Raw genomic sequence first — 14,205 nt, forward strand, 5'->3', positions numbered from 1 at the left:
ATTAATGCTTCCATTTATTAAAAATATCCAGGTTTTTGCCGGATATCGTTTAACGTAAACCATACCTCTCAGCCTTTTACAGCGCCAATCATGATACCCTTGGTGAAAAATTTCTGTACGAACGGATAAACAATGAGCATCGGGAGCATAGAAATCACAATACTTGCCGCTTTGATATTTTCCGCTATCAGATTTGTAGTCATACCCTCCTCTACGGATACATTCACCGCCTCCACAAACTGCTTCAAAACCATCTGTACCGTGTAAAGTGATGAGGTGTTAATATAGTACAGGACATCACTGATACCGTTCCAGCGGCCTACCGCATAGAACAGGCCCAGGGTCGCCATGGTGGGGTACACCAAGGGGAGCGCCACTCTGGTCAGTGTGGTAACCTGGCTGCAGCCGTCTATCTTGGCCGCGTCATAGATTGCGGAATCAATCCCGCGGAAAGCATTGCACATGATAATCATATTGTAGGCACTCAGCGCACCGGGAATGATCAAAGCCCACACCGTATCAATCATGCCGAAGTCCCTTACATTCAAATATTCCGGGATGATGCCGGGATTCAGATACATGGTAAGCACAAACAGAGTCATAATGATGCCGCCGCCTTTCAATCCCTTTTTGGAAAGCGGATATGCCGCGAGTACGGTCATCAGAAGATTCACTGCGGTGGAACCCAGCATCAGCACGATGGAATAACCGAAGGCCCGTACGAAGCTTCCGCTCTGCAGCGCCCTGCTATAGGCTTCCGTGTTGAAGCCCACAGGGAATACAAACACCCTGCCTGCCGTAATCGCATCTTTGGAGCTGAAGGATACGGAGATAACACGCAGAATCGGAACCATTGCGATCACCGTTATCAGTATAAAGAATGCCGTCCAGAAGAACTGGAATATTTTTTCTGTTTTGCTGTTAATTCCGCTGTTCATTATACAATACCCTCCTGTCCTATTCTCTTAATCACCCAGTTGGCCAGCAGAACCAGCACGACGCCCACTACCGTCTGGAAAAGGCCTACCGCCGTAGCAAAGTCAAAGCGGCCGGATGCCAGACCAATGGAATATACATAGGTGCTGATTACGTTGGATGCATTACGCACCATGGTATTGCCCATCAGATAAGGCCTGTCAAAGCTGATGGACACCAGCTTGCCAATCTGCATAATCAGCAGTACGGTAATGGTGGAAGAAATCTGCGGCAGAGTCACATGCCAGATGCGCTGCAGCCGTGTGGCGCCGTCTATATAGGCAGCCTCTCCCAGGGAAGCGTCCGTAGCCATCAGGGCCGCCAGATATACGATAAGAGAATAACCGGCTCCCTGCCATACCCCGGAAAACCAGTATACAAACCGCCATATCCCGCTGCTGCTCAGAAACGGAATACTCTCACCGCCCAAGGCATTCACAATATTGTTCACCATGCCGGAATTGGCTAACAGCTGGGTGGCAATGCCGGAAATAATAACCCAGGACAGGAAATTCGGCAGATAAAGCAGTGTCTGCGTCACCTTACGCACTTTCCCGCTGCGCAGTTCATTCAGAAAAATGGCCAGGAAGATGGGAATGGGAAAGCCGATAATCAAATCCCCTATGTTCAGGATCAGCGTATTTTTCAATGCATCCCAGAAATCCCCGGACGTGAAGGCTTCCTTAAAATGTGTCAGCCCAATCCATGGACTGTCCCAGATACCCTGGTAGATATTAAACTTTTTAAATGCTACGACTACGCCCAACATAGGTTTGTACTTAAACAAAATCATGTAGATGACGGGAATCAGCAGCATAGCATACAGCTGCCAGTTATTTCTGAGGTAAAGCTTTCCGTTTGTTTTTTTCCAGTCCGCTCCGGACGGTGTGTTCTTCCCTTTCATATGTCCTCCTGTTGATTTGATAAATCCAATCCTTCCGTCGAATTTATGTATGTCCCTTCATCCATTCCACCAGGAACAAAATGGCAAGCGCCTGTCCATAGGGCATGGGCCTCAGCGGAATTTCTTTGTAGAAATCCCTGTTTTCTCTGCCCATAGGGGTTCCATAGGATACCTGTCCCAGGACGCCTTCCTCCGATATCAGGGCCAGAACCGGCTTCAGCACCCGTTCCGCCACCTCCAGCCATTTTTCTTCCAGAAGCCCGCAGTGTACGCCTCTCAGGATTCCATAAGCAAAACCACAGGTGGCGCTGGCCTCCTCATAAGACTCCGGATCATCCAGCAGCGTGTGCCACATACCGCTTTCCGCCTGACACTCCGCCAGGGCCTCCACCTGGTTGCACAGGGCTTCCTTTAAAATACGCTCCACAGGCTCAGAACAGGGGATGCTGCTCAGCAGTTCCGGAATCGCAATGGTTATCCAGCAATTTCCCCGTCCCCAGAAGGCTCCTGCAAAATGATTCCGTTCCAGGAAGGTCCAGCCATGGTACCAGAAGCCGCTTTTGGGATCCTGCAGATATTTCATATGAACCATGAACTGATACTGGGCTTCATTCCGGTAATCCTCCCGATCCAGTATTCTTCCCATATTTGCCAGAAAAAGTACGGTCATCACCAGGGTATCATCCCAAAGCTCCTGCTCATTGACATCATCCGAAGTCATATGCTGTATCCCGCCCTCCCTGGTTCTGGGCATTTGGTACATAACCCATTCCGCCGCCTCCCGGCAGGGCTTCATATAAACCTCACTCTGCAGGTACTCCGCCAGATAGGACATGGTCAGATAAGGGGTCATGGTATTCACATTGCACTGAGGAAAGCCTACCTGCTGCTGTCTGTCATAATACCGTGTAAGTATTTCCAGGTATTCCTTTTCTCCGGAAGCAGCAAACAATTTCCAGATACCGTAAAGCCCTACTCCCTGGGTCCATTCCCAGTGCGCATATTTCTGCAGCTCTTCCTCAGGAAGATTTTTCTTCCTGCGCATCTTCTCCATGAATATATCGTCATCCTCGTACAAGATCCCTGTAAAGGCTCCTATCAACAGCCGGAGCTTTCTGTCTACCTCTTGTAACATACCTTTATCCTCCTGAATATCTTTTCCCATATTGCTTGTCTTTTAGCATTTGCCCTGATATAATATAATAGTGAAAAAATTGACTTAATGCTGCCGCAGCAGAAAGAAGGTACTATCTCCATGCCTCAGACAATTGAATATGAAGAAAAACATTTTATCATTATCAATGATATTGAAAATTCTTTATTTTATTTTTTTGATTTTGACGTCCGTTCTACGGAAAAGAACATGGAATTTGAGCATCTTCATTCCTACTATGAAATTCATATCCTGTTAAGCCCGATGGCCACACATTTCATCGAAGGAATCCCCTACCGAATCCGGACCAACGATTTCGTTCTTCTGGAGCCTTCCCGCCTTCATAAATCCTTTTACCCCAGTGACACCCCTTCCAAGAGGCTGGTCATCACCTTTATGTACCGCGACGACGGCTACGGCTTTAAAGATACCTATGAAAATCTCCTGACTCCCTTTCATGACACGGTGCCCATTTTCCGTTTTCCGGAATCCCAGCAGGAGGTTCTGGTGCGGATTCTCAATGAAATCGTGGCGCTGTCCCGTCAGGCCGGAGCCCAGGAAATGACTGGCGCCTATGAACTCATGGTACACAGCCTTTTTACCCAGTTCCTGTATTACCTGAAAGCTTTCCACGATTACAATATTTATGAGACAGAGAATCCGCAGGACCGCCTTTCAGAACGTATCTACACCGTAGCCAACCACATCCATACCCATTATATGGATAACCTCACTCTGGAAGGGCTTGCGAAAAGCATTTACATGGATCCCTTTTACCTCTCCCACCAGTTCAGGGAGGTCACCGGCTATACGATTACCCAGTATATCCACCTGGTCCGGATCCGCAACTGCCAGTTCCTGCTGCTGAATACGGAAGACAAGATAACCGATATTTCTTCCGCCTGCGGCTTCACCAGCTTTTCACAGTTTAACCGGGTTTTCCATAAGTTCTGCAACGAATCTCCTTCCGAATACCGAAAGAGCCAATCAACAGGCCGGCTTCTCGTAGAACGTCCTAAACCTTTAAGACACTGATCGTTTCATTGATTGTTTTTAGTATAACCATATATGGTTTCCCAGTCTATGTATTAATTGTTTTTAAATCACCAAAAATATTGCATATTTTGCGTTGGATTGGTAATCGCCAGGTTGGTAAAATCAGATGCCGCTGCAAAAAAGAGCCATCTGCATTCCCTGATCTCCTCATTCCAGGGGAGTATCAGGCTGTAATCATAATATTTCTTCCCCCGGGTTTCCTCCCGTTCCGTCAACGCCATTTTTCTCTCATATCCGCCGCTGCCATAAATATACAGTTGTTCCAGAGGAAGGTTTCCAAGAATGGCAAGCGCCATCCCTTCCTTTCGCGGCTCCGCATACAGAATTGGGCCATTGGTCAGAAAGCTCTGCCCCTTGCGCAGTGCATCCAATACCTTTGGTACAGTGGGTTTCCCCTCCAGCTTCACATACGTCCTTACACCGCTGCTGGTCAGATTGCTCTCCGCCCATTTTTCCATGGCAGGAAGCAGGCTTTTGTGCAGCAGCTCCAGACAGTCCCATTCTGTTTGATATTCTTCAGCCAGACTTTCCCTGATTTCCCTGTGTTCCTCCAGCATTTCGCAGAGCCACATGATCTCACGGAATAATTCATGGTAATCATTCGCCCGTATATTGTGGGTATCACTACCCGTTACAGCCGGAATATACCTGTCCTGCTCCAGCAAATCCCTCCACAGCTTCGCCGCATCGGCATTGGTGGTGCCATAGTACATGGGATGGGAGCCGTTCCAGATTTCCATGGTCTGGAATATATCCAGCATGTCGTAAAAGGCCGGATTAAAAGAAGTGGAAACACTGTAATCCCTCGGATGATTCAGCTGAGGCAGACCGCCTTCCCTGCGGATTTGTTCGGTAACACTCCTGAACTCGGCACGCAGCGCCTCTTCCGTCCGCTCTTCCCCAAAAGGGGCATGGTAAATGACATCCTTCTCCACTCCCATTGCCATTACATGGCCATTGGTAGTCGATATTTCCTTGGAGACGATCGGCAGAAAATCCTCTTTCTCCTGTGCCCGCCAGCTGTCGTGATTCAGTGTGTTATGGTGATCGCTGAGAGCTCCATAGGAAAGCCCCATAGCCCGCATGGAGCAGCTCACCTCCTCCGGGGTTTCGCACACATCATCATCTCCTCCGTAAACCGGGCTACTGTAGATGCTGTGATGATGCAGATCCCCGGCATAATAGCCCCGTTCCCCCAGATGAACGAAGCGCTCCAGCCGGAAGCTTTTTGTCATCTCTGTCTCAGTCACCCTCACTTCCTCCATGAGGATGATATATTCACTGCCTTTGGAAATTTCCAGCATATAGGCGCCTGTGGGAAGAAGTTTGTCCAGGCTTCCGTCTTCACCGGTCATCTCCCGTATCATATCGATCCGTCCGTTGACCCTGTGAAAGGTCTTGGCAGATTCCCCGGATTTTAAGGGAAACAGCTTCACCTGGGCGGGTGTGGGATTCCCGTTCTCGTCCAGAACCAGCACACGAAGGGTTCCCATCGTCTTCTGTCCCGGCTCCTCATCAGAATAAATAATACCCTGCTCCTCCAGCAGGTTCCGTGCCTGCCGGATCATGCTCCACAGCTGCTTTCCGCTGCAGCCGGGCTTTTCTCCCCGCGCTTCCAATATGCTGATTCCAATGTTTAGAAATTTCTCTGGTTTTGACATGTTCTTTACTCTCCTTTTGGCTCCCAGCCGGAATTATGGTTCTGATTATATCTTTAGAGCTGTGAAAAGACAATACGATATTTTTTGTGTCATCTTTTATTATGGCAGGGGATTCAAAGCCCGCATCCTGAAACATTAATAGTCTTATATGATAAGGCTCACAATTAAAAAGCGGCATACATTTTTTCGTATGCCGCAGTTCCGGATGAATTATATAAACAGTTATCCGTTTTTATATCATCTGTTTTATAAAAACACCCTATCATCTTTTACATCCCCAATGCCACCATTACTCCCGCAAAAGCTACTAAACCCGCAATAATGCCTATAGTGATTCTCACTCCCTTTTCTCCCCATTTATCTTCAATCCAATCATACATGCTAATCGGCTTCCTGTGCTGATTCTCAGAAAACCAGCCCCATTTAAAAATATCCAGGTACAAAACAACCAGTCCCACAATTATCAAAAATATCCCTATTGGTAAATCCATGGTTTCCTCTCCTACCTTTTTATTTTTAATATACTATAAAACAGGGCTTGCGTCTACCTTTCGAAAAGTATGGATATAAATATGGATATAAATAAAAACATTGACACCGCCTCAGCCTGTCCCCTTCATCTGTAGGACGTTTTTTTATCTACACCCAATATTATTACAAATCATTTTATATACCACAGATAAGTACCTGATGAAACCGCTGCAAGTTTGATATAACCCTGTTGTATTTTTTCATACCGGGAATATTCCTCTCCGTCCAGATAACAGCATTTTCCCTCCGCAAACGGCAGATAAATATCCGCTTCAGTTCCTACCGGAATCTCTGTTTTCATTTCAAGGATTCCGTCGTGCCTGCTGCAATCCAGGCTTACCGTCCCATGTACAGTAAAAACAGAGCCTTTTATACGGGTGATCTCCTTTTGGAGATAAGGCTTGATCTGAAGCTTTTTGTAACCGGGTTCCAGAGGCCGGATTCCCAATACAAAACGGCAGAGCCATTCCTTTACATGTCCCATCATGGCGTGGTTCCGGGAGCGGCCGAATCCATTCCACAGCTCCGTATAATTCCAGAATTCCGGAAGGGTCGTCAATCCCTGCTCAATATGATGGCGGTAGCTGGGGGCCGTGGGGTTCATTACCATGCGATAGACCATATCGTTTTCCCCATTGGAAGCCAGGGCATGAAATACCTGTTTCAGGCCGACCTCACCGGAGGACAGGTGACAGCCGCGCTCTTCAACCGCCGCCAGAAGCTTTTGAAGCGCCATTTCCTTTTTTTCAGGCCTTACAATTCCGGAAAACAGAACACATCCATAGCTGGCCTGGCTGCCGTTTCCGTAGATTTCTTTTTCCGGCTGCCAGCATTCAGCATCCGCATGGAAGCCCTCCCGTATCCGCTTTCCCATTTCCCGGTAGCGCTCCTCTTCCTGTATATTTCCCAGGATACCTGCAATCCCGGACAGGGTTACGGCCTGCTGATAAAAAGCGCAGGTGGCAACAAGCGCGGCGGGAGTATTTTCATTCAGCTGTCCCCATTCCCCCATTTGGGCATATCCCTTCAAAACACCGTTCACGGACCGGCGTTCCAGATGATCCACATAGCTTTGCATCAGTCCGAAATTCTGGCGGAGGATATTCACATCCCCATACTCCTGGTAATAATACCAGGGTGTCATCACACAGGCGCCGCCCCAGTTGGGATCTTTAAACAGTCCGCCGATACGGAAAAATTCCGGCGCGATTCCCGGAACAAATCCCGGATCCTCTGTCTCTTTGTTCTCGAATTTATCAAAGGCAAAGCCCGGATATTTCCGGCTGTCCGCCTCCATAGATACTCCCTCTGCATCCTCCGGTCTTACCTGGGCATCCCGCATGTCTCCCATAATCTTGGGTATCCAGCTGCGGATATCATAACCTGCTGCCACAGACGAAAACATCAGCTGAGTAGTTTCCAGCCATCCCAGCTTTTCAATCTGCGGACAGTCTGTAAAGCTGCACATCATATTGCTTTCAATGGAACGATCGGTTATCCGGTTAATTTGATTTAAGATTTCATTATCCGTTTCAAAGTCCGAATGCTTTTCGTTCATCAGCCGGACCGCACTGCCTTCAAAATTACGGACAGTTGGTATTCCCGGGAATCCGGCTACCTCCACATATTGAAATCCATGGTAGCAAAAAGAAGGATGCCACTCCTCCGTTCCTGTCCCGGCTATGATATAGGAATCCTTTACCGCACACTGCCACAAAGTATCACAGCTCTGTGTGCAGGATGCCTGATCCACACCGCTTCCATCCGCCTTCAGCACCTCCGCCGGATACATTTCCACCTTTCGCCCCTCATACTTCCCGGTATTCCAAAGCCGGAGCCGTACAAAACCGGCGCTGTTTTTTCCCATATCCACCAGCCAGTTCCCATTGGGCAGCGCCTTCACACTTTCTGCCGTCCAATGCTCCCAGATACGTATGGGAAGAAATTCCTTAGCGGAAAGCTTTCCTTTCGGAGGCTGCATCCGCACCGCATTCCGCCACCCGGTAAAATCAGCCTCCGGTGTATCCCATCCCTTAAGACGCTGTGCCTTCTGCCCGTCAAAATCTTCGCCTCCGTACCAATTCTGAAAGGTCACCGGACTTTCCCCGATTTTCCAGGACTCATCACTCACTGCAGCGATTTCAACGGTTCCGTCCGTTCTGGTAAACTCTATCTGGGCTAACAGCTTTTTATCTCCGCAGATACCGTCCTTGAGAAAAATCGTGTCATCCTTCTGGTAACGATGCCTGGGGGAAAGTGTACCATCCCCTTTTTTCATCACAGGATCCACTGCAAAATTCACATACTGGCCGTTTCCCAGCAGTACCCCTATCACATTTCTTCCCTCCTGCAGGAACGAGGTAATGTCATAGGTTACATAATATACCCGCCGGTTAAACTCACTCTCACCCGGTTCGTACAGGTTCTCCGAAACAGGCTTTCCGTTCACAGATGCCGTAAAAAGCCCCAGGCCGCTGATATAGAGCCGGGCCTTCGTGACTGTATTTTTACCTTTGAGAATGAAATCTTTCGCAAGGGCCGGAGCCGCCGATTTATCACCGTAAAAATCATCTCCCTGACCGATCCAGACAGCCTTCCAGTCCTCTTCCTCCAGCAGCCCCATCTCATAAAATGCCGGTTCACTCCAGGGTGACGGATTATCCTTAGAATCCCATACCCGCGCTTTCCAGAAAACCTGCTGCCGGGATTGCAGAGGAAGGCCGCCGTAGGCGATCGCATAATTTTGCTCATCCCTGACTTTCCCGCTGTCCCATAAATCCGCCTTCTTTTCTTCCAGCAGTTCCCTCGATGAAGCGGCGATTATCTGATAGGCGGTCTGTTTATCCCCTCTCCGATCCGACTGCAGCAAATAGCTGAAGGCAGGAACTCCGTGTCCCAGGCCTATGGGATCCTGCATATTCTGTGTCATAAGGTTTGTGAGCTTCATGGCAAAATCCTTTCTTATTTTCAACGTATTTCCGGGCTTTCTGTGATATGTACTCTATCCCTTGACGGATCCGACTGTCATTCCCTTTACGAAATATTTCTGGGCAAAGGGATATATCAGCATAATCGGTATCAGCGCAATAAAAATCTGTGCACAGCGGATAGTCCTGTCATCCACCAGCGAAAGCTCCCTGATTTGTTCCATACTCAAAAGGCTCATATCCCTCTGCACCACTACGGTATAAAGGAAAGACGCCAGAGGATAGCTTTCCGGGAAATTGGAAAAAATCAATCCGTCAAAATAGCTGTTCCAATGGGTAATGAAGCAGAATAACGTGAGCGTTGCAATTGACGGCTTAGCACAGGGCACATAAATCCGGAAGCAGGTCTGGAACTGGTTGGCTCCGTCAATAAGCGCCGCTTCCTCCAGTTCACGGGGTATTCCCCGAAAAAAATTCAGCATAAGTACAATGTTGTAAACAGGAACAGCCATAGGGAGAATCAGCGCCCAGATGGTATCCATCAGATGCAGATTCTGAATCAGCAGATATCCGGGAATCAGCCCTCCGGAAAAAAGCATGGTAAAAAAGAAGATCCAGGAATAGAAGCTTCTTAATCTGAGCTGGGTCCGTTCCTTGGATAACGGATAGGCAACAAGAATGGTTATCAGCATGGAAAAAGGCACGCCGATACATACCCTTTCCACAGATTTCAGCAGGGAATTCCAGAAATCCCTTTTACCGATAACATAGCTGTATGCATAGGTATTAAACTCCACCGGCCAGACAGATACCCTCCCTGCCGAAACTGCCGTGGCGCTGGAGAAAGACATGGCCAGGATATTCAGCAGCGGAAACAGGCACAGGAGAGATAAAAAAATCAGAACCGTATAATTAATAATCTGAAAAACAAGACGTCCCTTTGTCATTTTTTTCAATGTAATGCCCTCCCTTAAAAAATCCGGTAATCCGCAAACCGATAGGCCAGCCAATAGGAAACCGAAATAAACATGGTGGATATGATCGACTTAAACAGCCCCACAGCGGTGGCCGGCCCATACTGGGCATCTATCAGTCCCAGGCGGTATACGAAGGTATCCAGAATATCCCCGGACTCATACACGGCTTTGCTGTATAAGTTGAAAATCTGGTCAAAGCCCGCATTCAAAACATTTCCCAGGCTGAGCACCATCATCAGTACGATGATCATCCGCATGCCCGGAAGCGTTACATGCCATACCTGTTTCCATCGGTTGGCTCCGTCTATCTGTGCCGCCTCATACAAATCCGTATCAATTCCCAGAATCGCCGCCAGATAGACGATAGCTCCGTAGCCGAAGTTTTTCCATATATCCGTCACAATCAGAGTAGGCTTGAAATAATGGTTATCTCCGAGGAAGAAAATACTCTTTCCTCCCAGCGCCGTAATGATTTGGTTAATAATCCCGGAACTGGGCGAAAGCATGTCCAGGAAAATACCGCCCAGCACCACCCATGATAAAAAGTACGGCAGATAAACGATAGTCTGCACGGTTCTTTTAAAGCCGTTCCGGTTCACTTCGTTCAGCATCAATGCAAAAACGATAGGCACAATCAGCCCCAGAACGATCTTCCAGAACGCGATGACTATTGTATTTTTCAGCGCCTGATCAAAGCCCGGCAGGCTGAACACATATGTGAAATTTCCCAGCCCCACCCATTGCTGGTCACCGAACATTCCCTTGCTGGGAATAAATTTCTGGAAAGCGATAATGAGCCCGGCCATAGGCGTATAGCTGAAAACAGCCACCAGTATAAGGCCCGGAAGGAGCATCAGATGCAGGGGCAGCTCCCGCTTAAATACGGCAATCGTATACTTGCTTTTTCCTTTTTTATTTGTTGAAGCCATTCGGTTCCTCCTCATAATAATCTCCGCTCTTTTCCATAAATCCGCAGGAAATTTCTTCTCCTGCGTATTCATGGAAAGTGGGAGGAATACGTATATCCCTCCCACACCGCACTTAATATGGTTTCTTACTTGCTGGAAGCGTACCATTCATTCACTTCATCTGTCATATCCTGTCCGCCGGCAGTTTTCCACTGTTCCACAACGGAATCAAAGGATTCCAGAGGTTCCTGACCGGCAATTATCTTAATAAATACCTGATCCAGCATATCGTCCAGCGTGGTTTTCTTGGTGGTCATAACCTCGCCGGGAGCGCCGAAGAACTGATCGTACACTAATTCCACATTACTGTCATTCTGGTAGGACATCAGCAGCTGCTGGGAACCGTCCGCACCGAATACCCGGTTCCATCCCCAAAGCTGGGTATCGCCGTTCTGTGCTTTATAGCTGTATTCCCACATACTGTACTGTTCTCCTGTCAGATCACCGGGATCTCCTGTTTTTAAAGGTTCCTCAATCGCCTTTGCCGTCACCTGGTTCTTGTTGGGACTGTTGATCGTTACCGGTGTCAGTCTCCATACACCTTCCAGCCCGTCCCCGGGATTGGCGTATACCGCATATTCATTCAGTTCGGGATCCAGCACCTTTTCACAATATAAATTCAGCATCTCTATCAAAGCTTCCGGATGGGCACAGTCCTTGCTCACTGCATACCAGTTTGCCGTACACATATGGATACCGGGCCGGATAGTGTCTCCTGCATTTTTTACAGGCAGTGCATAGGGCCGCCAGTCCGCTTCCGGATCCGCATCCACCACATCCTGCAGCGGCCACAGGGAACCTGCATGATAGCCGTACATAGCTCCGCATTTTCCGTTCACGAGAGCTTCCTTTGCTTTATCGTTATCATTTACGTAAAACTCGGGATCTATCAATCCTTCCTGGAAAAGAGCCGCCAGGCTTCCCAGCGCTTCCTTCATCTCCGGTGTCGTACTTCCGTATACCAGATTTCCGCTGCCGTCATCAATCCAATATTTGGGATATGCGCCATAGGCATTGCACCAACCCTTGATATCAAAGTTGTTTCCGTAGATATCGGAGCTGAGAGCCAGACCTGTACCGCCACTGCCCGCATGATCCTGGAAAGCCTTCAGGATACTTTTCAGTTCATCCAGTGTTTCCGGAGCTTTCAGTCCCAGCTCATCCATCCAGTCCTGGCGCAGCCAAAGCATCTGTGCTGTTTCAATATCACAGTCCACATACGGGATTCCATACTGCACGCCATCATAGGTACAGGCCTGGATCGCTGCATCCCCGCCTGCCGCGATCAAATCCTTCACAAAATCACTGGCATATTCGTCGAAATAAGGTTTCAGGTCCACTACAAGTCCGGCTTCCACGAGCTGCTTCAGATCCGTCTTGTTCACACACACAATATCCGGAATCGTCCCTGCCGCCATAGCCGCATTGAATTTCTGTGTCTGAAGATCCGCACTGGAGGCGATCCACAGATATTTCACATCATAGCCAAGCCTTTCCGCGATCAGATCTGTCCAGAGATTGTCCTCATAACTTGCCCCTTCCATCCTTGCAAAAATATCCGTTTCCATCAGGGAATCCTGCGCCCTGCTGAAAGTGATGGGAATCAGCCCTTCCTCACCGGCCGTTCCTGCATCCGTACTCCCCTGATTTTCCGTGATCTGTGCTGCCGAACTGTCTGCCGGCGCCGCCGTATCCGTTCCCTTGCTCCCACAGCCAGCCAGTAAAGTCACCGACATTACTGCGGCCAAAACAATTGCTGACATCTTTTTAGCCATTTTCATTCCTCCTTGTGATTTCTGCAATACAATCCCCTTTTAATAAAATACACTTTGTATGTTTTGCGTATTTACATTATATATTTGCAGTCCAAATATATCACTCTACACAAAACTTGCTTTATATGACTTTTCTTTTTAATTTGAGAAACCGCAATACAAAATAAAACCGGCACAATCCATCGATTGTGCCGGCAGTGGTTTTTCTTCCTCTCCATTTTCCTTCAAATCAGAATTTCTTCTCTGCTTTTACGGAACTCTGACGGAGTTTTCCCCAAATGCTCCTTGAAACTCCGGTAAAAATTATTCATATTACTGTAGCCCGTCTCCTCCATAATTCGTTCCATGCTCAGCTTTGTATTCCGCAGAAGCTCCACCGCCCTGCGAAGACGCAGGTCGCGAAGAAGGTATCTGTAGGTATAACCGCTTTCTCTCACAATATAACGTTTTAATTCGCTTTCACTCATATGGAACTGCAGACTCAGTTCATCAAGCGTAATGGTCTTCATATTTTTGCGCATGAACCGGATAATAGCCGGCAGCACATATACTTCCTCTGTCAGCTCCTCCTTCAGATGCAGCTCCTTCAAATGCTCCCGCATGACAATCCCGAGGAAAATCATAGCATAGCTCTTCATAAGAAGATTGCTGGCATTCTGCTGCCTCGCCGACTCATCAAACATTTTTTCCACCCATCGATCCAGCTTCGCATCGTTACTGCATACAAACACTAAAACCCGGTTGCTGTGTTTGGTATAAAGTATCTTCCAGAAAAAATCCGACAGAATATTCTGTTCCATCAAAATCCCCGAAAAAGCATTGGCGAAAGAACTTACCCTCATTAATATATTGATAATCACATCCTCATCATGCCGGGAAAATACCGTATGCCGGACTCCCGGAGTAATAATGCAGAAATTTCCTGTCTGAAGCTCATATTTTTCATCATCCAGATACAGTGTCACACTTCCTCTGAAAATATAAACAATTTTAATAAACTCCAGCTTATGAAGAAACGGAGGACAATAACGAAGATTATTGAAGCATACCACCTCTTTCACATTCTCCGTAAAAAAGTCCGATTCCGTCAGCACGGTTCCCATCTTGGAAGGCGGTTCTGACGGTATCTTCCTGATTCCGGCCTTATGGTATCTGTGTACCAGTTCGTCCCAGTCCGTTACCGGCTTCTCCCATAGCCCGCAGCATTGCTGATACAGACTTTTATATAATTGTTCTTCCTTTCCCAATTCATCACTGAGCTTCATCATGTCCCCCGTC

At 47.9% G+C, this 14,205-nt stretch carries 11 protein-coding genes; 1 reads left to right on the forward strand and 10 read right to left on the reverse strand.

Going from position 1 to position 14,205, the window contains the following annotated elements; all coding sequences use genetic code 11:
• Window positions 1–68 precede the first annotated feature (68 nt).
• The 3 genes from BLA28_RS00865 to bglB are packed head-to-tail and all read right to left on the reverse strand — an operon-like array spanning window position 69 to window position 3,014.
• Entirely contained in the window at window positions 69–938 is an 870-nt protein-coding gene (locus BLA28_RS00865; protein WP_009254349.1) for a carbohydrate ABC transporter permease, read from the reverse strand.
• Window positions 938–1,879, reverse strand: a complete 942-nt coding sequence (locus BLA28_RS00870) for an ABC transporter permease (protein WP_069155673.1) — start codon at window positions 1,877–1,879, stop codon at window positions 938–940. The genes BLA28_RS00865 and BLA28_RS00870 overlap by 1 nt, the downstream gene beginning before the upstream one ends.
• 43 nt (window positions 1,880–1,922) lie before the next feature.
• A complete protein-coding gene (bglB, locus tag BLA28_RS00875; protein ID WP_071698985.1) occupies window positions 1,923–3,014 on the reverse strand; it encodes a beta-galactosidase BglB in 1,092 nt (363 codons plus the stop codon).
• A 120-nt stretch (window positions 3,015–3,134) separates the two neighbouring features.
• Between bglB and BLA28_RS00880 the strand changes: the two genes are divergently transcribed.
• The gene (locus BLA28_RS00880; RefSeq protein WP_044971494.1) at window positions 3,135–4,067 is read left to right on the forward strand and encodes a helix-turn-helix transcriptional regulator; all 933 of its coding nucleotides are present in this window, start codon (window positions 3,135–3,137) and stop codon (window positions 4,065–4,067) included.
• A gap of 68 nt (window positions 4,068–4,135) precedes the next feature.
• On the opposite strand, the gene BLA28_RS00885 is transcribed toward BLA28_RS00880, so the two are convergent.
• The 7 genes from BLA28_RS00885 to BLA28_RS00915 form a co-directional block, all read right to left on the reverse strand.
• A complete protein-coding gene (locus BLA28_RS00885; RefSeq protein ID WP_071698862.1) occupies window positions 4,136–5,749 on the reverse strand; it encodes a CehA/McbA family metallohydrolase in 1,614 nt (537 codons plus the stop codon).
• 269 nt (window positions 5,750–6,018) lie between these two features.
• Complete coding sequence (locus tag BLA28_RS00890) at window positions 6,019–6,240, reverse strand: Imm17 family immunity protein (protein WP_069155676.1); 222 nt, start codon at window positions 6,238–6,240, stop codon at window positions 6,019–6,021.
• A gap of 170 nt (window positions 6,241–6,410) precedes the next feature.
• Complete coding sequence (locus tag BLA28_RS00895; RefSeq protein WP_141702849.1) at window positions 6,411–9,251, reverse strand: alpha-L-rhamnosidase; 2,841 nt, start codon at window positions 9,249–9,251, stop codon at window positions 6,411–6,413.
• Window positions 9,252–9,281: 30 nt separating this feature from the next.
• The gene (locus BLA28_RS00900) at window positions 9,282–10,154 is read right to left on the reverse strand and encodes a carbohydrate ABC transporter permease (protein ID WP_035655197.1); all 873 of its coding nucleotides are present in this window, start codon (window positions 10,152–10,154) and stop codon (window positions 9,282–9,284) included.
• A 23-nt stretch (window positions 10,155–10,177) separates the two neighbouring features.
• The gene (locus BLA28_RS00905) at window positions 10,178–11,113 is read right to left on the reverse strand and encodes an ABC transporter permease (RefSeq protein ID WP_069156551.1); all 936 of its coding nucleotides are present in this window, start codon (window positions 11,111–11,113) and stop codon (window positions 10,178–10,180) included.
• A 125-nt stretch (window positions 11,114–11,238) separates the two neighbouring features.
• Window positions 11,239–12,927, reverse strand: a complete 1,689-nt coding sequence (locus BLA28_RS00910) for an extracellular solute-binding protein (protein ID WP_069155678.1) — start codon at window positions 12,925–12,927, stop codon at window positions 11,239–11,241.
• Between the two features lie 224 nt (window positions 12,928–13,151).
• Window positions 13,152–14,195, reverse strand: coding sequence for an AraC family transcriptional regulator (locus tag BLA28_RS00915; RefSeq protein ID WP_081329787.1), 1,044 nt, complete (start codon window positions 14,193–14,195; stop codon window positions 13,152–13,154).
• Between the last annotated feature and the right edge of the window lie 10 nt (window positions 14,196–14,205).

Source organism: Eisenbergiella tayi (assembly GCF_001881565.1).
In the GTDB taxonomy this organism is placed as follows: domain Bacteria; phylum Bacillota; class Clostridia; order Lachnospirales; family Lachnospiraceae; genus Eisenbergiella; species Eisenbergiella tayi.

Coding starts and splice junctions, on each gene's coding strand:
- BLA28_RS00865 (WP_009254349.1), bottom strand. CDS start 938: ATGAACAGCGGAATTAACAGCAAAACAGAAAAAATATTCCAGTTCTTC.
- BLA28_RS00870 (WP_069155673.1), bottom strand. CDS start 1,879: ATGAAAGGGAAGAACACACCGTCCGGAGCGGACTGGAAAAAAACAAAC.
- bglB (WP_071698985.1), bottom strand. CDS start 3,014: ATGTTACAAGAGGTAGACAGAAAGCTCCGGCTGTTGATAGGAGCCTTT.
- BLA28_RS00880 (WP_044971494.1), top strand. CDS start 3,135: ATGCCTCAGACAATTGAATATGAAGAAAAACATTTTATCATTATCAAT.
- BLA28_RS00885 (WP_071698862.1), bottom strand. CDS start 5,749: ATGTCAAAACCAGAGAAATTTCTAAACATTGGAATCAGCATATTGGAA.
- BLA28_RS00890 (WP_069155676.1), bottom strand. CDS start 6,240: ATGGATTTACCAATAGGGATATTTTTGATAATTGTGGGACTGGTTGTT.
- BLA28_RS00900 (WP_035655197.1), bottom strand. CDS start 10,154: ATGACAAAGGGACGTCTTGTTTTTCAGATTATTAATTATACGGTTCTG.
- BLA28_RS00905 (WP_069156551.1), bottom strand. CDS start 11,113: ATGGCTTCAACAAATAAAAAAGGAAAAAGCAAGTATACGATTGCCGTA.
- BLA28_RS00910 (WP_069155678.1), bottom strand. CDS start 12,927: ATGGCTAAAAAGATGTCAGCAATTGTTTTGGCCGCAGTAATGTCGGTG.
- BLA28_RS00915 (WP_081329787.1), bottom strand. CDS start 14,195: ATGATGAAGCTCAGTGATGAATTGGGAAAGGAAGAACAATTATATAAA.